The organism is Mongoliibacter ruber (assembly GCF_003003005.1).
Lineage (GTDB): Bacteria > Bacteroidota > Bacteroidia > Cytophagales > Cyclobacteriaceae > Mongoliibacter > Mongoliibacter ruber.
In genome coordinates, this window is the sequence record NZ_PVTR01000005.1 from 311,448 (window position 1) to 331,401 (window position 19,954).

Annotated in this window: 16 protein-coding genes; 8 read left to right on the forward strand and 8 right to left on the reverse strand. The window is 38.6% G+C overall.

The window, feature by feature from the left end; translation table 11 throughout:
* Positions 1 to 75: 75 nt before the first annotated feature.
* From CLW00_RS10425 to CLW00_RS10435, 3 genes are all read right to left on the reverse strand, one after another.
* Entirely contained in the window at positions 76 to 1,812 is a 1,737-nt protein-coding gene (locus CLW00_RS10425; protein WP_106133625.1) for a RagB/SusD family nutrient uptake outer membrane protein, read from the reverse strand.
* 56 nt (positions 1,813 to 1,868) lie between these two features.
* Positions 1,869 to 5,135, reverse strand: a complete 3,267-nt coding sequence (locus CLW00_RS10430; RefSeq protein ID WP_106133626.1) for a SusC/RagA family TonB-linked outer membrane protein — start codon at positions 5,133 to 5,135, stop codon at positions 1,869 to 1,871.
* Positions 5,136 to 5,630: 495 nt separating this feature from the next.
* Positions 5,631 to 7,421 carry a tetratricopeptide repeat protein gene (locus CLW00_RS10435; RefSeq protein ID WP_106133627.1) on the reverse strand — a complete coding sequence of 597 codons (1,791 nt, stop codon included), beginning with the start codon at positions 7,419 to 7,421 and terminating at the stop codon, positions 5,631 to 5,633.
* Positions 7,422 to 7,495: 74 nt separating this feature from the next.
* On the opposite strand from CLW00_RS10435, the gene CLW00_RS10440 reads away from it, so the two are divergent.
* Complete coding sequence (locus CLW00_RS10440; RefSeq protein WP_106133628.1) at positions 7,496 to 7,714, forward strand: PspC domain-containing protein; 219 nt, start codon at positions 7,496 to 7,498, stop codon at positions 7,712 to 7,714.
* Here CLW00_RS10440 and CLW00_RS10445 read toward each other — a convergent pair.
* Positions 7,711 to 8,706, reverse strand: coding sequence for a glycosyltransferase family 2 protein (locus CLW00_RS10445; RefSeq protein WP_106133629.1), 996 nt, complete (start codon positions 8,704 to 8,706; stop codon positions 7,711 to 7,713). The two genes, CLW00_RS10440 and CLW00_RS10445, sit on opposite strands and share 4 nt — an antisense overlap.
* Positions 8,706 to 9,038 (reverse strand): YbaB/EbfC family nucleoid-associated protein, encoded by a 333-nt coding sequence (locus tag CLW00_RS10450; protein ID WP_106133630.1) that lies wholly within the window; start codon positions 9,036 to 9,038, stop codon positions 8,706 to 8,708. Before CLW00_RS10450 ends, CLW00_RS10445 begins: the two co-directional genes overlap by 1 nt.
* 210 nt (positions 9,039 to 9,248) lie before the next feature.
* Here CLW00_RS10450 and CLW00_RS10455 point away from each other — a divergent pair, with 210 nt between their 5' ends.
* Positions 9,249 to 9,530: a hypothetical protein gene (locus tag CLW00_RS10455; protein WP_106133631.1), complete on the forward strand. Its 282-nt coding sequence runs from the start codon at positions 9,249 to 9,251 to the stop codon at positions 9,528 to 9,530.
* 241 nt (positions 9,531 to 9,771) lie between these two features.
* Here the strand turns inward: CLW00_RS10455 and hisS are convergent, their stop codons facing one another.
* Entirely contained in the window at positions 9,772 to 11,139 is a 1,368-nt protein-coding gene (gene hisS / locus CLW00_RS10460; protein ID WP_106133632.1) for a histidine--tRNA ligase, read from the reverse strand.
* A 90-nt stretch (positions 11,140 to 11,229) separates the two neighbouring features.
* Between hisS and CLW00_RS21385 the strand changes: the two genes are divergently transcribed.
* The gene (locus tag CLW00_RS21385; RefSeq protein WP_170073207.1) at positions 11,230 to 11,373 is read left to right on the forward strand and encodes a hypothetical protein; all 144 of its coding nucleotides are present in this window, start codon (positions 11,230 to 11,232) and stop codon (positions 11,371 to 11,373) included.
* A gap of 479 nt (positions 11,374 to 11,852) precedes the next feature.
* Here CLW00_RS21385 and CLW00_RS10465 read toward each other — a convergent pair whose 3' ends face one another.
* Positions 11,853 to 12,359 (reverse strand): metallophosphoesterase family protein, encoded by a 507-nt coding sequence (locus CLW00_RS10465; RefSeq protein WP_106133683.1) that lies wholly within the window; start codon positions 12,357 to 12,359, stop codon positions 11,853 to 11,855.
* Between the two features lie 430 nt (positions 12,360 to 12,789).
* On the opposite strand from CLW00_RS10465, the gene CLW00_RS10470 reads away from it, so the two are divergent.
* Positions 12,790 to 13,770 (forward strand): pyruvate dehydrogenase complex E1 component subunit beta, encoded by a 981-nt coding sequence (locus tag CLW00_RS10470; RefSeq protein WP_106133633.1) that lies wholly within the window; start codon positions 12,790 to 12,792, stop codon positions 13,768 to 13,770.
* A gap of 343 nt (positions 13,771 to 14,113) precedes the next feature.
* Here the strand turns inward: CLW00_RS10470 and CLW00_RS10475 are convergent, their stop codons facing one another.
* Positions 14,114 to 16,636: a TonB-dependent receptor gene (locus CLW00_RS10475; protein ID WP_106133634.1), complete on the reverse strand. Its 2,523-nt coding sequence runs from the start codon at positions 16,634 to 16,636 to the stop codon at positions 14,114 to 14,116.
* Between the two features lie 279 nt (positions 16,637 to 16,915).
* Between CLW00_RS10475 and CLW00_RS10480 the strand changes: the two genes are divergently transcribed.
* The 4 genes from CLW00_RS10480 to CLW00_RS10495 all read left to right on the forward strand — a co-directional run bounded on the left by CLW00_RS10480 (position 16,916) and on the right by CLW00_RS10495 (position 19,948).
* Entirely contained in the window at positions 16,916 to 17,989 is a 1,074-nt protein-coding gene (locus CLW00_RS10480; protein WP_106133635.1) for a sensor histidine kinase, read from the forward strand.
* Complete coding sequence (locus tag CLW00_RS10485) at positions 17,986 to 18,726, forward strand: LytR/AlgR family response regulator transcription factor (protein ID WP_106133636.1); 741 nt, start codon at positions 17,986 to 17,988, stop codon at positions 18,724 to 18,726. Before CLW00_RS10480 ends, CLW00_RS10485 begins: the two co-directional genes overlap by 4 nt.
* A gap of 180 nt (positions 18,727 to 18,906) precedes the next feature.
* Positions 18,907 to 19,383 carry a nucleoside deaminase gene (locus CLW00_RS10490; protein WP_106133637.1) on the forward strand — a complete coding sequence of 159 codons (477 nt, stop codon included), beginning with the start codon at positions 18,907 to 18,909 and terminating at the stop codon, positions 19,381 to 19,383.
* Positions 19,384 to 19,402: 19 nt separating this feature from the next.
* Positions 19,403 to 19,948 (forward strand): hypothetical protein, encoded by a 546-nt coding sequence (locus tag CLW00_RS10495; RefSeq protein ID WP_106133638.1) that lies wholly within the window; start codon positions 19,403 to 19,405, stop codon positions 19,946 to 19,948.
* Positions 19,949 to 19,954 lie beyond the last annotated feature (6 nt).

A 19,954-nucleotide genomic window follows, 5' to 3' on the forward strand; every position in this document is an offset into this window, starting at 1 on the left:
CTAAAAGGTTTAAAAAAACAAAGGGATGGCTTGTGCCATCCCTTTGAATACATATTTATTAAGAATTATTTATTCTTAATAACCAGGGTTTTGTATCAATCTGTCAGCACCCATTAAGTCAATTTGAAACTGAGGAAGTGGCAACCACTCATCTCTTCCAGGAGTGAAGCTTGATCCTCCAAGGGCGGCTTGTAATATTGAACCGTCTAAAGCAAAGTAGAAATCCAATTCTTCTTTTGCTATACCCCATCTGATCAAATCATAGAATCTATGACCTTCCATTCCTAATTCCAATTTTCTTTCAAACCTAACAGCTGCTCTAGCAGTGTTGGCATCAGACCAAGCTGAATTATACAGACCAACATTGTAGTTGGCAGCCATCTCACCATTATCTCTTACAATTGGAGAGTTCATAGCTCTTTCTCTGACTCTATTTACCAATTCTCTAGCTCTTTCTAGGTTGCCCAACTCAACTTCAGCTTCTGCAGCCATCAATAATACGTCTGCAAATCTTATAATCATAAAGTTGATACCAGTATAGCCCGGAGTCCAAGAAGAGTTGTCTTGGAAAGAACCTTGCTCAGATCTTTCATACACATACTTCTTAGGAGAGAAAGGACCACCATTTGGCTGGTTACGGATCCAAGCTTCACCTGGATGATCTTGCCAATCCAAATAAGGAATACCTCTTCTGCCTACAGTGTGATCCAATCTTGGATCCAAAGGACCTGCATCAGGAGTAAATGGTTGCGCTGAACCAATACCCTGATCATTTGCTACTCTATTTGCTGGCTGATTGAATGAATTATCCAACAATGGCAAACCTTCAGAATTAGTCCTGAATGAATTCACAAATGTGAAAGATGGCTGGAAGAACCCACAGCAGTTACCAGGACCATTTGGACCGGTATTGTATGGGAAGTTCAAATCAAATTCAGGGTTGGCATTGTTAACAGAACCTGTACCAGCAGCAGCTTGATAGGCCCAGATAGACTCTTGGTGGTTGTCATTCACACCTCTGAACATGTCATCATAATATGGTACAAGTCCATAAGTCAAACCATTTGAAGTAACACCATTGGCAATGATATCGTCAAACAGTTGTTTGGCATCTGAGAACCTTTGCTGGAACATATAGACTTTCGCCAAATAAGATTTAGCTGCCCAAGAATTTACTCTACCAACTTGTGCTTGTGTAGCTGGTAAATTATCAACTGCAAACTGGAAATCAGCAATCACAAAAGGAAGTACGTCTTGATCATTGGTCAATTCATCAAATCCCTCACGGCCATAATCCATATCTTTATCCAAAATAGGGACTCTGTTGAAATTTCTCCAAAGAGAAAAGTAATAATGCCCTCTTAAGAACCTAGCTTGACCTTCAATATTAGCGGCCTGAGCATCAGTCACATCATCAGCCCTATTATCTAAAAGCCTCAGAGCACTGTTTACCCTAGCAATCCCTTCATATAGACCTTGCCAGTTGTTTTCAATCACATCAATGGTTGGATTAGCCTCAAACCTTTGAATTGGATTGATGGTGGCAAAATCACCTGGGTCAGTACCTTTATTGGCATCTCCCCCTCTAATACTTCCCCATACCCAGTTGGATGGAGATGACATTCTCTGGTCCCTACCATTTACTTGTGAATAGGCACCTATCAAAGCAGCATCAATTCCCGCAAGAGAAGTCAACTGAGCTTCAGAAAGCTGTCCTACCACAGGAACATCCAAGAAGTCTTCGCAGCTTGTACCTACCAGCATGATTCCCGCTGTTAAGGCTGCCGCAATTTGAAATTTAAATTTTTTCATAATATAATAAGTCTATGAATTTTTGCTGTTAACACTATGTATCACAGAATGTTTGGTTAGAAACTTAAATTTAAACCAATAGTATACTGCCTTGTTACAGGGTAGTTACCAACATCCACACCGAAGGCCAAATCTACATCGCCTCCAACCATTGGGTCAAGTCCATCATATCCTGTCAAAGTCCACAAGTTGTTGGCAGATCCAAAGACTCTAAGTCTTTCTATCTTCCATCTTTGCAACAAAGACTGTGGCATGGTATAACCCAGAGTCAAATTCTGTAATCTCAAATAAGAACCATCAACTACATAGTAGCTATTACCTACAGTTGAAGTACTTTCATTTGCTGTTCTTTCTACCTGAGGAATACTAGAAGTTGGGTTTTCTGGAGACCAAGCATCTAATAGTCTAGTAGAAATAGCAGCTCCTTCAAATGTTTGGTAGAAGTCAGTAAACCATCTCCACTGGGCCCATATTTTGTTACCATATGTTCCATAGAAGTATGCAGATAAATCAAAGTTTTTGTATCCTACAGTGAAGTTCATACCACCTGTAAAGGACGGTACCGGAGCACCCAAGAAAATCCTATCGTCTGGAGTGATTTCACCATCACCGTTTACATCACGGTACTTGAATCTCCCTGGAGCAGCACCTGGCTGAGAGGCATGACTAGCTACATCTTCATCAGATTGGAACAATCCATCTACTTGGTATCCAAAGAATGAAGACAATGGTTGTCCAACTGCATTTCTGATTGGCTGAATTCCTCTAAAGTTAGGGTTAGCATTTCCTGAGGTAATGAAATCAAGACCTGGGGCCAGAGAAACGATTTCGTTTTTCAAGAAACCACCATTTACTTGCAATTCATATGTCCAATCATTAGATAAGTTACCTCTGGTGGCAACCAAGATATCTAAACCACGGTTCATCATCTCACCGATGTTAACTGCAGGTGCAGCCGCTCTAAATCCTGATACGGAAGGGATTGGAACTTGGAACAACAAGTCCCTGGTGTCTTTTTGCCACAAATCAACAATTACATCCAATCTTCCACCGAAGGCTGATCCATCAAAACCAACGTTTTTGGTCACAGCAGTTTCCCAACGTGCATCAGGGTTACCGATTCTAGATCTGTAAAAACCTATCACAGCAGAAGAGTTTGTACCTGCAATATCATAAGAAGAAAGTCCTACGTTACCTGCAAATAGAGAGAATTGGTTGTTAGGATCTACGTTATTGGAGTTACCCATTTGTCCCCAACCACCACGGATTTTCAAATCATCCAACCAAGTCGCAGATGCCATAAAGCTTTCAGAAGAAAGTCTCCATGCAGCTGAGAATGCTGGGAAAGTACCATAACGGAAGTTAGGACCAAATCTGGATGAACCATCTCTTCTAACTACAGCAGAGAACAAGTATTTGTCATTCAAGGTATAGTTAACCCTTGAGAAATAAGACAAGAAATTCACACCTAATCCCTGACTTGAGTTTACGATTCTTGTAGGAACTGGTAGGTTAGAGATAGTAATGAAGTTAGGATCTCTTGAGAATGGATTTTGACCAACTGCGTTGATGTTTCTGAAAACACCTGTATTCAAAGCTTCCTGACCTACAATCACATCAAATGAATGCATTCCAATAGTCTTTCTCCACTGTGCAGTGTTGGTAAATGTCCAACTGAAAAAATAACCTGATCCTTCATTATATCCGAATGCAGAGTTATTTTCAGAGTTTTCGTATTGCAAACGGCTGAATCCTACGTTATAGAAATTGTTGTATTGACCACCAATTGATGTTCTGAAAGTCAAATTCTCAATTGGCTCAAACTCCATATATACGTTACCAAAAGCATTGGCATTGAAGTTTCTGTTATCCAAAAGACCTTCTCTGTTGGCTACTGGGTTTCTAGGATTGTTAAAACCTCTTGCTGCAGTACCTGCATAACCACCAAACTCATCTCTTACAGGGATAATAGATGGCATACGGAAAGCTTGAAGGATATCGTTTTCATCTCTCGCTACACCTTGACCACCTGCTCCACCTGTCTGTCCTAAGACTTGACGGTATGTAGCTTGGAAGTTTTGTCCTATTCGCACTTTACTTCCTAGGTCATGCTCAGAGTTAGCTCTAAGTGATATTCTTCTAAAGTCATTCCCTAATAGAATACCACCTTGGTCTTGAATACCCAAACCGAAGAAATAACGGCTGGTTTCAGTACCGCCAGAGAAACCCAAAGAATGTCTTTGGATAGGTGCTACTCTTGTGATAGCTCCATACCAATCAGTTCCTTCACCTGTTGCAGCTCTTACCAATTGATGGATTGAACCTGCTCCTGGATCAATATTATATAAGGCTCTTTGCTCTTCTATTTGAGCAGGTGACAATGGTCCTGGTACACCAGCTTGACCACCAACGTTAATATAGTATGGTAATACAGGCTGTTGGCCTCCTCCGAATTGCGGGTGAATACCAGCGAAATTTGGTTCTCTGCCATCTAACCTTGCTTGATTTCTTTCTGCCTGCCAAGTGATGTCAGCATATTGTTGAGGATTAGTCATGTCCAAGCCTACACCTGGGAATGTCCAACCTGTCATACCATTGTAATCGAAACGCATCTTTTGTGCTTTTCTAGATCCTCTTTTGGTGGTATAGATAATAACACCGTTTGCTGCCCTGGCACCATAAATAGAAGCCGCAGCAGCATCTTTCAATACTGTAGTAGATTCAATATCATCTGGGTTGATGAAGTCTGTATTTCCTACAGGTACACCATCCACAATGTAAAGAGGCTCATTACCACCAAAAGCACCAAAACCACGCACCCTGATTTGAGACTGGGTACCTGGTTGACCATTGGTTACTACCGTTACACCCGCAATCCTACCTTGTAGGGTTTGCTCGATGTTTCCAGTAGGTATAATGGTAAGGTCTTTAGGATTTACAGTTGAAATCGCACCAGTGGTTTCACGACGGCTATCAATAGTATAACCTGTGATGACCAATTCGGTCAATTGCCTTTCATCAGGATTCATTGTAAGGTCAATTACAGACCTATTTCCGACTACTTGCTCGACTGCTGTATAGCCAATAAAAGAGTATACCAACACACTTTGGTCGCTAGGTACATTGAGTGAATATTTTCCATCAATGTCAGTCGCGGTACCAGTGGTGGTTCCTTTGACTAAAACAGTTACTCCCGGGAGTCCGTCCCCGAACTCATCGAGGATCGTACCCGTTACTGTTCTTTGTGCCAGCGCTGTGGCGCTGGAAAGCACTAAGAGTAGTATGAATACACTTAAGCTTTTGTAAAGTTTTTCCATAAACATAGATTGATTGGGTAATAATTATTAATTGATAAGGTTTGAAAGCAATTAATTATTTTTTAATCATGCAAACGTTTGCAAGCAATTGCAAAATAATTGCAATAGTTTGCAAGGCTAGTATTAGCCTATTTCCTATTGCTTGATTAAACCACGATAACTTGAGCTATCTTTTCTACAATCCTGTATCCTTAAGATCAGGAGGTCGTTACATTGTACTGCTAAAACGATTTTGTTATTCTAAATAAAAAAAGGGGGTTATGTCATAGGCTTTGAGATTTGGGATTACTGTTAAAATAGGTTTTAAGGTTATTCTGTTGTACTCTTTTACTTCCTTAATATTTCGAAAATTTGGTGATGAATGAACATTTTTGTTGAATTTTCTACATATCAGGAACTAATTTAAGAGATAAATGAATAATTCAAAAATTTTTTCCAAAAATCAGATTTTAATTTTTTTTAACAATTGAACATTGGTTTTAATATCTCTTAACATTCTAGCTATTTAAAAAGTCTGACGAACCTTGGCTCAACCAAATAATCTTTAAAAATTACATCTTTCATCGCTCTTTCTTTCAAATACTCAGATCGTATTATGGCTTTTTCCAAATTTTCTATCAGTGCTGGCTGATCTCCACTTTTTGCTGCAACCAGTGCCAGACCATAAAATCCATACCCAAAATCTCTATTAACCTGAACAGATTCTTCAAATGCAATTAATGCTTGACGGTAATCTTCCGCTAAAAAATAAGCCAAGCCTTTATTAAAGAAATTCACTTCATTTTCAGGTGCCCTGTTGAACCTGATGGTAGCTAGTCTGTAATCTCCATTGATAATATCAAGTGCCCCTCTTATTCCTTCATTATACCTTAAAAAAGCATTGCTTTCATTTTTCTCTAAGCCTGAAGCCTCTGAAATAGCCAGGTATGCTTCAAAGTAATCTTCTCTCAACAAAAACGCCCGACCTACATTATGCATGGATATAGAATTAGCCTGCAGTCTGTTGGCTTCTCGAAACATTTTAATGGCTTGATTGATGAGGATATTTTTTTCTCTTTTGCCTAGCTCTCTCTGTGCTTGATTGAGGTAAACAACCCCTAGATTATTGAACGCCAATGCTGATGGATTAATCTCGGTGAGCTTTTGGTAAATCCTTTCTTTTTCTTCCAAGCGCTTCGCTTGCTGTCCTGCATATATCAGGTGCTCATTGCTAAAACCTTCAAGCCCTCTCCCATCTTGGAGCATTTTAAAGACAGAAGCTGCAATCTCAGGATCGGAGAACCTGGCATTTTGTAAGAAAACAGTCACTTTTGCCGAACGCAATCTTGGGTATAGTTCGGAAGAAACTTTTCTGTAAGTATCAAATTGGCGCATCTGAACGAGTTTTTCAGCAAAATCCCCATTTGATGTCAGCACATTGTAATAACTTTCTCTTTGATTTGTATTGATGCCTGTATATTCTCTTAGGAGTAATCTGAAATCAAACCAATCATTTGACCTGGAATCTGTTTCGATAGGTAGCTTGGAAAAGCCTTGTACATTTCTAATTCTTTCTTTTAAATTCTCGGCTCTATTGGCAGCCAAACCTGGATTGGTAAGTTCAGCATCTTCGGGAGAAGACAGCCCTGTGATTTTTATTTTTTCAATGACATACCCCTTCTCACCTCTAATTAAAAAATTGTATAAACCTGAAGGTATGGTTTTCCCAGGTGCTTGAGATGAAGCTAAAGGGAAACTTACCGTAAACTCCTTTTCCAACTTTGTGGAAAAACCTGAAAAATCCTTATCCATATATACACCTATATCCTGAATGGGCTCGTTGGGTGTGACCTGACCAAATCGGGTCAACAAGGGAGTAGTATCCAACCCTGAAGCAAGGGACTTCTCTTTTGGAGTCAGAACCTTGTCTTTGTAAAAAACCAAAGCTTTTAGTGATAGTTCTCCTTTTTCCATACCCTTTAAGTAAGGGAAAGTGATTTTTTGATCAAGCCTTACCGCTTGGGAAGTGTTGTCATAAACACCATCAAAAGCGGCATATTCACCAAGCCGAAGGGCTCCTTCGCCATATCTATATTCTGGGTAAAGGAAAATCTTCGTATGCTTATCCAATAAAGGAAGGGGCAATGCTCCAAAGATATCCACCCGCACAGAATCCCGATGCAAAGCCAGAATTTCGGGCTTTGCAGAAATCCCATCCAAGATCGATTCATATTTATTAATTTTGGGGCTGCATGCTACAGCAAAACTAAAAACTAATAAGAGCAGAAGTTTATACCTTTGATTTCTAAACATTTGAAGAGTAAACAATAATAATGTTGTTATTCGGAATATTTTGTTACATTTAAATCAGCCTAAACCAACAAATCATGAATAAGCTTAAATTGTTTTTCGAAGAAAGAGCTTTCGGCGTATGTTCGAAACTAGGAGAAAAATTTAATTTCCCAATAGATTCAATAAGGTTATTCTTCATCTACAGTTCATTTATCACAATGGGTTCACCGGTTATTTTATATGTGAGTATGGCTATGATGATGAAAGTTAGGAAATACCTTAGAAAGATGAACAATCCCGTATTATTTGATTAAATCTTCGAAAACTTTTTATTTCCAAGCAAATAATATTCCCAAAGTATTGACTTTATTTTTGAATTACTCACTTTTTGAGCTTGTGATGCAGGCTTTTGTGTTTTCCCCTTCTGTCCATGAAAATCAACATGCGCTTTGATTACACTTTTACTATCTCCATAAAGCCCACGGAATAAAAAAACTGAAGCTGCCAAAAGATCTAAAAATACCCGGCAAAAATAAATCCTATAAAAAACACTAAGTGTTAGATTTTTTTTGAGGGTGAATAAGCTGTTTCTGAAATTCAGATAGGTTTTGAAGGGATTGCTCCGAGATAAAGTCGCTCCGCCTACATGGAAAACTTTCACTTTATGCAGAAAATGCAGTTTATGGTTTTGGTTTCTCAACCTCCAGCACAAGTCTATTTCTTCCATATGGGCAAAAAACAGTGGGTCAAAGCCTCCAAGCTGATGGAAGAGATTCGCACGAATTGCCATACACGCGCCTGAAGTCCAATCAACAGCAACATCCTGATCGTATTGTCCTTCGTCTTTTTCCAAATATGAAAGCATTCTCCCCCTGCAATAAGGATAACCCAATGCATCCAAATATCCTCCCGCTGCTCCTGCATGATCAAAAACCTGCTTATTTGAAAAAGAAAGGATTTTAGGTTGGACAGCAGCCGAATTTGGATTTACATCCAACCATTGAATCAAATTCTGATCCCATAAAGGAGTAACCTCAACATCAGAATTTAACAAGACATAATATTGATATTGCCCTTGTAACTTTGCAAGTCCCCGATTGTAGCCATCAGCAAACCCATAATTCTCCGATAGCACATAATGCTTCAAATCAGGATAATGAGTCTTCAAAAACGGCAATGAACCATCAGTGCTTGCATTATCAATTACAATAACATCATAAATAGAATGATCAACCACAGATGGCAAAAACCTTTGAAGGTGACTTTTACCATTATAGTTGAGAATAACTATTGCTGCCTTTTGCATTAAAACATGTTTCCGAAGTCCATTCCGGGGATATTGGGCATCATACCGTCAGTAGCGGCTTTCATTTCTTCTTTGATTTTGATATCGATCTCATCCATAGCCTTATTTGTAGCAGCTACAATCAAGTCCGCCATCATATCTTTGTCCGCGGGGGTGACAAGGGAGTCATCCACTTGTATGGCTACCACCTTTCTACTGCCATTTACTATGACCTTCACCATACCTGCACCTGATTCTCCTTCGGCCTTGAGGTGAACTAATTTGGACTGGGCCTCTTTAATTTTTCCTTGGGCCTCTTTTACCTTATTCATGATGCTCATCATATCAAACATAGCTTTGCTTTTTTTATCCGAAACAAATATAGCTCTTTCCCACTAGTCCACTTCAATTTATCACGGATTGAAATATTGGATATTTACCGTTTATAGAAATTAAATTTCTTATATATATAATATATGAAAATTTAATAGATCTTTTGAAACCTAATTCATTCCAATTCGATTGAAATAAACGAGGAACCATACACCATGACTAAATAGAATATGAAAACTGTTGAAAAAATTGAAAAGGAAGAAATCATAAACTTGAAATTTTCCAGGAAGGAAGTTTTGCAGGAGGATGTAAAAAGAAAGCAGCGTAATTTCGAACTGATGCGTGCACAGGCACTTGGTAATTTATTGAAAAACAAGGTAAATATTACTTTCGAGACAGCTGATGAAAAAGTTTTTCAGGTAAGCACAACCGTATGGGCTGTCGGCTCAGATTATGTGTCCCTCAAAAAAAATCTTTTTATCCCTATCAATGCGATATTAGAAGTGGAATAAATTTGCCACGAAGGCATTAATACACAAGGCGCTGTTTTACTGTTCGAGATTTAAATCTCGAACAGTAATATCGAGGATTTATAATCCTCATTTTTTTTGCTTCGCCGTTATGAGTGTTTCCTTCATTGCATTTTTTAGCAGCATTTCAATGATAGTGGCATCTTGGATTTGGCCACAAACTCCCTCGGTTCTTCGTATCTTTGCGCCTTAGTGGCAATATCACTTCCCTAGAAAACCAAATTTACTTCAACAACTCAATAGCCGTTGCAATATCCATCATTTCCTGATTGCCAGTTTCGAGGTTTTTGAGCGCAACCTTACCTTCTTTGATTTCATTGTCACCCAACACAATCACAAAAGGAATTTGTTTTTTATCCGCATAAGTGAATTGTTTTTTGATCTTGGCTGATTCTGGATAAAGTTCGGAAGAAATTCCCGCAACACGTAATTTACCCAACAAACCTAAGCCATACTTAAACCCTTCTTCATCAAAATAAGTGATCAATACCTTAGTATTATCTGCCTGTTGGTTTGGAAAAAGGTTCAATTCTTCCATCACATCATATATCCTATCCACACCAAATGAAAAACCTACACCGGAAACACCCTCCAATCCAAATACGCCCGTCAGGTTATCATACCTGCCTCCACCACTCACAGATCCAATGGACACATTATTAACTTTTACCTCAAAAATCGCCCCTGTATAATAAGACAAGCCTCTTGCCAGGACTACATCAAAATCCACATGGCTTTCATTTTCACCATATTGTTTGAGCAAATCAAATACTTCTTCCAGTTCTTCAATCCCTGCCATTCCTACTTCAGAATCAACAAGGTATGATTTTAAGACCTCAAACTTGGATGAGTTACCTTCCGCCAATTCAATTACAGGTGAAAGTTTTTCAATGGCATCTTGCGAAAAGTTTCTTTGCTGCAGTTCTTCCTGCACTTTCGTCCAACCTATCTTATCCAATTTATCAATGGCTACACAAAGTTCTCCCTCTCTACCTGACTCACCAATTACTTCAGCGATTCCCGTCAGTATTTTTCTGTTGTTGATTTTGATACTATAATCTGAGATACCAAGGTGAGCAAATACACGCTTGATCATCAACAGGATCTCCAATTCACAGACCAGACTATCTGTACCCACCACATCGGCATCACATTGATAGAATTCCCTGTAGCGTCCCTTTTGAGGTCGGTCTGCACGCCAAACAGGTTGGATCTGAAAACGCTTAAATGGAAAGGTAATCTCATTTCTATTCATGACCACATACCTGGCAAAGGGGACAGTCAGATCATACCTTAACCCTTTTTCTGCCACTTTAGGCAGGATTTTGTTAGCACCTAGGCCCAGGTCTTCCTTTTCTACATTCTTCAAAAAATCCCCACTGTTTAATACTTTAAAAAGCAACTGATCGCCTTCATCCCCATATTTACCCGTCAGGGTGCTGAGGTTTTCCATGGTAGGCGTTTCTAGTTGCTGAAAGCCAAAAAGCTTGAAGGTTTCCTTAATAGTATCTAAAATAAAATTTCTTTTGGCCATTTGAACTGGCCCAAAATCTCTTGTTCCTTTTGGTAAGCTTGGTTTTTGAATGGGCATCTTTTTGTTTTATTTTGGACAAAGTTAAGTAAAATCAAATTTTTATTTTAATTTTGCACCTCATTTGGAACAACATAAACTGATAATACAATGGCTGTTACTACTTTAAAAAGAAAGCTAAGAAGAAAGAGACAAGCTCAAAATACAAGAGTTATCAAAATCAAACAATTGAGCGCCAAGCCGGTAATCAAAAATGTTGATATTGAAGAATTGAAAAAAAGCTTTGCCAAATAAGCAAAGTTCTCTTCCTAAGAAATAACGAGGCGGTCAGATTTGATCGCCTTTGTTGTTTTTAATTCAACACCTGTCAGAGTTGGGAGTTTTTGGGGTTCCGGCTTATTGTTTCCCTCCGAGTTTCACTCGGGGTAAATCCCCTTCGGACTTTAACCCCTTTCAGGGGTTGAGATTAAGTAAGTATTGCAGGTTGTTTTTCATTATTGGATCAAAAAATGGATTCAAATAAACCCTGAAAAATTGATATCTATTGAATTTTGATGTCTTTACCTTGTGTGTTTTTTCTTCTGATTTGACACTTCTGATGCTCAGTCGTTAAAATCCTGAAAGCCTGCCTGTCGGCTAGACAGGGATTGAATACCAACGATTTTTTACCCCGGATGCAATCCGGTGGCTTGGCTTGAAATCATAAATACTGCCCAAAACCCTGATAGGGGTTGAATTAAAGCAGAAACTTTGGATTAAAAGATACATAACCTCTATTTCAATCTCCCCCTTTTCCCAAGCTCAACTACTCGAAGACCTTGGATTTCCCCCTTTTCAATCTCAAACAACAACAAGGTTCTCATCACATGAAACCCATGCTGACCAATAGCTCCCGGATTCATATACAGGCAGTTTAACTCCCTGTCATATTCAACCTTGCAGATATGGGAATGTCCGCACACAAACAGTTGAGGTTTTTCCTTTTTCAATAAAGACTTGATTCCTTTTGCATATTTCGGAGGTTTACCACCAATATGTGTCATCAATACTTTCATGTCTTCCAAATCAAAAATCAATGTTTCAGGGAACCTGTCCTGTGCTGCCTGATCGTCAATATTTCCCGTTATGATCCTCAAAATCTTACCAGAAGGCAAAGCTTCAATGACGCCCAAATCACCAATGTCCCCCGCATGCCAAACCTCGTCTACAGCCTGAAGATGCTTCAAGACTATTTCATCTATATAGCTATGCGAATCTGAAATCAATCCTACTTTTACCATGGCACAAAAGTACACGAAATCAGACATGATCCCGAAATGCGAATCACATACTGAAATGCCACGGCAATAATTTTCCTATGCGGGATTCAATATGGTCATGAAAAAACTTTAATCTAAAATAAAGTAGTGCTGAAAAAATATTTACCCCTTGATTATAGAGATCTTATGATAAATAATTCGTGTATTATATGAACGGTCAGCTTGACTCAAATCAAATTTAGGATAGGAATTCAAGAAGCATCAAGTCGCTATCAAACTGACAATGGGCAGCATAGCTCACAGGAAGGAAGAACTTGGTTTTTCATAATAAAGTAAAAATCCTTAGAAAACATTACTTGGCAGGAAGTAAAATACGCTCCTGAATACCAAATCTTGTTTTGGATTTGAGGGATTAGTTCCTATTTTTACGAGCCAAAATATTGTTTATATAATGAGAGTTATCCAATTCAGAGAAGCTTTAAGAGAAGCCATGTCAGAAGAAATGAGACGCGACAAAAATGTGTTTCTCATGGGCGAAGAAGTGGCCGAATATAATGGTGCCTATAAGGTATCACAGGGAATGTTGGACGAGTTTGGACCAGACAGGGTGATAGACACACCAATCGCAGAACTAGGTTTTGCAGGTTTGGGTGTAGGTGCTGCCATGAATGGCCTAAGACCTATGATCGAATTCATGACATTCAACTTTTCCTTAGTTGCTATTGATCAGATCATCAACTCAGCTGCAAAAATGCTTGCCATGTCTGGCGGGGCCTACAATGTACCTATCGTATTCAGGGGCCCTACTGGTAATGCAGGTCAACTGGGTGCTACCCACTCTTCCAACTTTGAGAATTGGTTTGCCAATACTCCAGGCTTGAAGGTAGTAGTTCCATCTAATCCATATGATGCGAAAGGATTGCTGAAAGCATCTGTAAGAGATGATGACCCTGTCATTTTTATGGAATCTGAATTGATGTACTCTGATAAGGGTGAAGTCCCTGAAGGAGAATACCTACTTCCTATCGGTGTAGCTGACATCAAAAGAAAAGGGAAACATGTTACTATTGTTTCTTTTGGAAAAATGATGAAAGTAGCCTTGGAAGCAGCTGAAGAATTAGCAAAAGAAGGTGTAGAAGCAGAGGTTATCGACTTAAGAACGGTAAGACCAATTGATTACGCAACAGTAGTGGAGTCAGTCAAAAAGACAAACAGATGTGTTGTAGTGGAAGAAGCCAATCCGATTGCAGCGATCTCTTCTGAAATCACTTATCACCTTCAAAGAAATGCTTTTGATTACCTGGACGCTCCTGTGATTAGGGTTAATTCAATGGATATCCCTTTGAGTTATGCCCCTACTTACATAGATGCAACTATTCCAAATGTCAAAAGAACATTGGATGCTGTGAAGCAGGTGATGTATAAGAAGTAAAAAGACAAAAAAATATAGTATCAACAAGGCCTTTTGAAGCAATTCAGAAGGCCTTTTTTGTAACCACAAAATTGGCAGGGAAACGTAGAAAGGGATCATCAAATCTCCTGAACCAACCCTGATAAGGGTTGAATACCAGAGGTTAATTGCCCTGGGTGAAACCCAGAGGAAAAAGAAGAATTGTCCACTACCCCACAACCCCGACAGGGGTTGAATTCAAATAAGGTATTTGCCTCGAACCCAATCCGGTACTCTGGGATAAAATCAAAAAATCACCGCTATTTATACAAAAAAAAGGCCACCCTGCAGCGCTAGGTGGCCTTTCAATTTATCAACCAATCTACTAATTATTATTCATGATTGCTCCTGAACCACTGTCTCCACCACCTTCTTTGATATCATCATTGGTAACACCTCTTTTTCTTCTTCTTGGTCCATCCATGCTCAACTTACCGATTCTATAATTGAAGTTGATCTTGAAATTCATATTCCTCATGGCATTGCTGCCCTGTTGCATGATTGTAGGCGTGTTCAACTCATTTCTGATCACCATTTCCCTTGTCACAAAGTTTTCAGCACCAAAACCGATACTTCCTCTGTTTTCATTAAACTGCTTGTTCAGGTTTAAGCTATACATACCAAATCCACCGGCAAATCCTTGCAATTGAACTTGTCTACCTCTTGCGAATGCAAATGATTGGATCTGCCAGTTTTTAGGCAAAGAGTAGTTAGCGAAGATTCTACCACTGATCACGAAGCCTTGATTTGATGCAGCGAACATCGGGTCATCCAGCCCATTGGTCAGATCGGCATAGTATCCGTCAACACTACCATTCAATGAAAACTTACCTGAAACATTGATATTTGAGAATACAGAGAATCCATATGCTCTTTCAAAGCCAATGTTTTCATAGGTGGTATAAATGACATCATTGTCAGTCACTGTTCTTACAGGCTGGATAGAGCCTGTGGTATTCCTGAAATACGTGGTGAAATTCAAGCTTGAACCTTTGATATAAGTGCTGTATGACATTTCATAATTATCTGTCAATTCAGGATCCAGTAAAGGATTACCCTGGGTAATCTGCTGCGGATTGGCAGCATTGATGTTAGGATTCAGGAAGTTTAAGAAAGGCCTTTGAACCCTTCTGTTGTAGGCAGCCTTGATCATATTGCCTTTCTCAAGCTTTCTACTCAAGTTGACACTTGGAATCAATAGACCATAAGAAGGTATATCAGCATCTATCTCAGAGTTTCTGAAATCTGCATTGATCGTGGTATATTCATACCTTAAACCACCTTTAAAAGAGTAGTCTTTCAGAAAATTAGTCATGTAAGATGCGTAAGCTGCTGTTACATTCTGATCATAGCTAAACTCATTGGAAAGATTGATGTCATCTACTTTCTCAAATTCACCATCAGATCCTTCAGCTGTAAAATATGCGAAGTCACTTTCAGCTCTTCTTAGGATATTTTTAGCACCATATTCCAGTATTTGGTTTTTATTGTCTCCTATTGGGGTTACATAATCAAGCTGAATGGTAAACTCTTGGTTTCTTCCAAGGTTGTTGTTTTTTATTCTGCTTAAAATATCGTCAAAAGTGCCGTTATACAGACTGTTTACAAAGTCATTTGTCAGGTTGTTCTGAGAATAAAGGCCTGAAATACTAAATTCTTTCAAAGGCTTTTCATAAGTCCTGGTATAGTTGTAGTTGACATCTACATTGTTAGAAAAATTTCGGGTGTTGACATCTCTCAAAAGAGAATTGACTAATTCTTCTTCAATAAATGTCTCTGTCAATAATCCGTCCTGACGGTTTTGCATATTTCTCAAACCAAAGCTAACAGATGCTGTCATGAAATTGAATTTGTTGATTTCATAATCCCAACCAAAGTTATATCTACCAAACATCATGTTTGTTCTTGTATCTGCCGATTGAAAGATATTGGCCACAGTGCCATCAGCACCAGTCACCATTTGATTGTTTTCGAAAGAACCCAGGATATTGTATCCTGCTCTTCCAAAACCACCCAAAGTCCAACCCATTTTTCCTCTTTTCAAACTAGCATTCAATCCAAGGTTAGAACCTCTTAGACCTGCGCTGCTATTGATATTCAAGGTAGCACCTTGAAGGTTGTTTTTCTTGGTAACTATATTGATTACCCCACCTGTACCTTCCGCATCATATTTGGCTGATGGAGATGTAATTACTTCAATAGATTTGATTTCTTCGGCAGGTATCTGTTTCAATGCTTCAGAAACATTGGATGCCACAATGGCTGATTGTTTGCCATTGATTAAGACCAAAATATTAGAACTACCCCTCATAGACACATTCCCATCCAAATCTACAGAAAGCATTGGTACCCTTCTCATTACATCCGCTGCATCGCCACCCACGAGGGTTCTGTCATTTTCTGCATTATATATAGTCCGGTCAACCTTTTCTTCAATCAAGTCTCTTTGTCCCATGACAGTAACCTCTTGCAAAGCAACCGCATCTGTTGATAAAGAAAGGTTACCCAAATTGATATCGAAATTGGTATCTGTTACCGTTATAGTAGGTGAAGAAAAAGGCTCAAAACCCATAAAGGATACTTGCACTACATATTTCCCATTGGTGAAATTGGTAATGATAAACTCTCCGTCAAAGTCAGCAACGGCACCGGCAATAGTTTTGCCCGATTCCACATCAATTAAAGAAACGGCTGAATAAGCAACAGGCTCACCAGAGCCACTTTCCATTACCTTTCCGGAAATTTTATAAACTGGAGTTTCGACTTCAACTGTTTGTGCGAATAAATCAATATTGACAAACAAGATCAAAAAGGAGAGTGCAAATAATTTTTGGTAAAAGGTCTTCATGTTTTTGTATATGGTAGAATGTGTTGTATGTCAGTTAAGACAGTTTCCGGTAACAAAGGTTTCTAAATGGATAATCAAAAAAAAATCAAATAGACCATATGGCTTATTCAATCGATGAATAAGAGTAATACAAGGATGAATGGCATGAGGCATTTAAGAACCCAAATTTTATCTTAGAAATACGGTTATCCATCGTCCAAACCACCCTATTGGTAGATAAAAGTAGCCAAATCGCAAAATTTTATTTTAGTTTACTAAAAATTCACCTATTTTAATAAAATGCAGGAAGTGATCATCAAAAAGAATATTTCAATTATCACCCACATTTTGGGTTGGGCAATATTTGGGGCGGTGCTCTTTCTATTGACCCCGTTGACTACCAAACTTGAATTCCCAAATGAATTTTGGATGAAGCAGGCTTTGATGTTCCTTGCGCTTATTGCTACATTTTATTTCAATTATTTTTATCTGATCCCCAAAATTTTATTTAATAATCAAGCGGGCTTATTCGTTGGACTTAACCTGATAGGTGGGATTGCATACATAGGCTTAGTAATCCTATTTGATGAGCTGGTAAATATGCAACAATTGATGCACGAGGTCTTTAGGCCAGGTACCCCCCATGTCCCTAGGCCTAGAAACTATTCCTACGATTTTTACAATATCATGATCTTCTACATGGCAGTAGGAGTAAGTACAAGTGTGGCTGCAGTGAAAAAATGGCAAGCTGATGAGAAGCTGAGGTTTGAACTGGAAAAAGCAAAAACCAACTCTGAACTTTCATATCTGAAGGCTCAAATTAATCCGCATTTCTTTTTCAATACACTTAACAATATATATGCTTTGACCAATATTGATGTAGAGCAAGCTAAAACTGCGCTTCTGAAATTGAGTAGAATGATGCGCTATGTGCTTTATGAAACTGAAAAAAACCAAACCCTATTGAGCAAGGAACTGGATTTTATCAAAGACTTTATCGAACTGATGAAAATGAGGCTGTCAAGCAAGGTGAAATTGGAAATTGAGCTACCCGAACGGATTGAAGAAGCAAAAATAGCCCCAATGTTATTCTTACCTTTTATTGAGAATTGCTTCAAACATGGCGTGAGTTCCCAACACGAAAGTAAGATTTTTATCCGTTTGGCTAAAGTTGGTGACCAACTTCATTTTTACTCTAAAAATGATATCTTCAAAGCCAAAGACAATACTCCGGAAGGACAGTCCAGTGGAATAGGGCTAGCGAATACCAAAAGACGTCTTGAGTTGCTTTATCCAAATCAAAACCAATTGGAAATTAAGAATGACACTGCATCCAATACTTTTTCTGTAGACCTTAAAATAACCCTGACATGAAAATCAAATGCATAGCAGTGGATGACGAGCCATTGGCTTTGGACCTCATCAGCAAGTTTATTGAACAAACCTCTTTCTTGGAACTGGCAGAAAAATTCGACAATGCCATACAGGCCTTAGGGTATCTAAATTCAAATGAAGTTGACCTCATTTTCTTAGACATTCAGATGCCAGACCTCTCAGGGATGGAGTTGGCCAGAATTCTTGATGGAAAAAATCAAGTTCGAAAACCCAAAATAATTTTCACCACAGCATACAACCAATTCGCAATCGAAGGATATAAAGTCGATGCGTTGGATTATTTATTGAAGCCATATAGCTATGAGGAGTTCTTGAAAGCTGCCACCAAAGCATACCAATTTTATGAAAAACTAGAAACCTCCTCTGGTGAGAATAGAAGTCAGGACAAGTCTGCCGATTATATTTTTCTAAAAGTCGAATATCAACTTGTCAAAGTCATCCTCAAAGAAATCACTCACATAGAAGCCTATAAAGACTATGTAAAGGTTTATTTGAAAGACAAACCCAACCCATTGCTATCTTTGACCAGTATGAAAAATATGGAGGAACTTCTCCCCTCAGACACTTTCATGAGAATCCACAGGTCCTTTATCATCAACCTTGACCATATCGATTCTGTCACCAGGAATATTGTCAACATCGGAAAGACACAGATTTCTGTAAGTGACAACTATAAAGAAGAATTTTTGAAATTTATGGACAAGTGGATGAGATAAATTGAAGTTCAAATTATTTATAGAATTTTTATTACTATTTCTATACAAAAACAGCTGTTTTATACTGAAATAAAAACTTTTAAATTATAATTCAGTTAATTATTCCGAACAATATCCCGCAGAAGCCGTATTTTTGAGGATGGAAACGATGAGTTTTCGTTATATTATTTTATATTCGAGATGACTGAAAAACAAAGATCATTTATGAAAATGGCTATTGACCTATCAAGGTCAGGAATGGATCAAGGAAAAGGTGGTCCATTTGGCTGTGTGATTGTGAAAAACGATCAAGTGATCGGGATAGGTTCCAATTCTGTTTTGGCAACCAATGACCCCACAGCGCATGCAGAAGTAGTAGCCATTAGAGATGCATGTAAGAACCTTGACCATTTTCAGCTTGAAGGTTGTGAAGTTTACACTTCTTGCGAACCTTGTCCGATGTGTCTGGGTGCTATTTATTGGGCAAGACCCAGTAAGGTATTCTATGCTAATGATAAAAATGATGCCGCTGAGGCTGGTTTTGATGATCAGTTTATCTATGAAGAAATTGAAATGACGGATTCCGAAAGGAGAATTCCATTTCAACAAATGATGAAAGAGGAGGCCAAAACAGTTTTTGAAGAATGGATTACGAAGCAAAATAAAACTTTATATTAAAAACCAAACACCAACAATTATGAAAAAGATAAGTATGTTTTTGATAACTACCGGAATGGCATTTACAGTAGCTTGTTCGGGTGGTAAAACAGAAGAAGAAAGATATGTATACGAAGGTGATAAAATCGTAGACGAAGTTACAGGAGATGAATACATCATGGAAGAAGATGATGTGATCACAGTAATACATAAAGATGGATCCAAAGAAAAACTTGCTATAGACGAAACTCCATTCTATGAGTCTGCGCTCTCTGAGGAATATATCAATAGTCTTGAGTCCAGATATTTGGCAAGAAAAGAGTCGCTTTTGGCTGAGAAAAAAGACAAGTTAAAAGAAGCCAGAAAGTCAAGATATGCTGAATTTTCTGACGATGATTTGCTAGAAAGATTCAAACAAGCGCATAAGGACGGATTGGATATGACCCGCCAATTGGACATGATGGCAGAATTGGTGGACAGAGGTTTGGTGTCAGGCGATGAGGCTGCCGATCTGCTTGAAATTGACCCTAAAATGATGGATTTAGACATTGAGCTCGAAGAGCCAGTAGAAGAGGTTGAGAACTAACATCCT

Coding starts and splice junctions, on each gene's coding strand:
- CLW00_RS10430 (WP_106133626.1), bottom strand. CDS start 5,135: ATGTTTATGGAAAAACTTTACAAAAGCTTAAGTGTATTCATACTACTC.
- CLW00_RS10470 (WP_106133633.1), top strand. CDS start 12,790: ATGAGAGTTATCCAATTCAGAGAAGCTTTAAGAGAAGCCATGTCAGAA.
- CLW00_RS10495 (WP_106133638.1), top strand. CDS start 19,403: ATGAAAAAGATAAGTATGTTTTTGATAACTACCGGAATGGCATTTACA.
- CLW00_RS10475 (WP_106133634.1), bottom strand. CDS start 16,636: ATGAAGACCTTTTACCAAAAATTATTTGCACTCTCCTTTTTGATCTTG.
- CLW00_RS10480 (WP_106133635.1), top strand. CDS start 16,916: ATGCAGGAAGTGATCATCAAAAAGAATATTTCAATTATCACCCACATT.
- CLW00_RS10465 (WP_106133683.1), bottom strand. CDS start 12,359: ATGGTAAAAGTAGGATTGATTTCAGATTCGCATAGCTATATAGATGAA.
- CLW00_RS10485 (WP_106133636.1), top strand. CDS start 17,986: ATGAAAATCAAATGCATAGCAGTGGATGACGAGCCATTGGCTTTGGAC.
- CLW00_RS10425 (WP_106133625.1), bottom strand. CDS start 1,812: ATGAAAAAATTTAAATTTCAAATTGCGGCAGCCTTAACAGCGGGAATC.
- CLW00_RS21385 (WP_170073207.1), top strand. CDS start 11,230: ATGGCTGTTACTACTTTAAAAAGAAAGCTAAGAAGAAAGAGACAAGCT.
- CLW00_RS10490 (WP_106133637.1), top strand. CDS start 18,907: ATGACTGAAAAACAAAGATCATTTATGAAAATGGCTATTGACCTATCA.
- CLW00_RS10450 (WP_106133630.1), bottom strand. CDS start 9,038: ATGTTTGATATGATGAGCATCATGAATAAGGTAAAAGAGGCCCAAGGA.
- CLW00_RS10455 (WP_106133631.1), top strand. CDS start 9,249: ATGAAAACTGTTGAAAAAATTGAAAAGGAAGAAATCATAAACTTGAAA.
- CLW00_RS10440 (WP_106133628.1), top strand. CDS start 7,496: ATGAATAAGCTTAAATTGTTTTTCGAAGAAAGAGCTTTCGGCGTATGT.
- hisS (WP_106133632.1), bottom strand. CDS start 11,139: ATGCCCATTCAAAAACCAAGCTTACCAAAAGGAACAAGAGATTTTGGG.
- CLW00_RS10435 (WP_106133627.1), bottom strand. CDS start 7,421: ATGTTTAGAAATCAAAGGTATAAACTTCTGCTCTTATTAGTTTTTAGT.
- CLW00_RS10445 (WP_106133629.1), bottom strand. CDS start 8,706: ATGCAAAAGGCAGCAATAGTTATTCTCAACTATAATGGTAAAAGTCAC.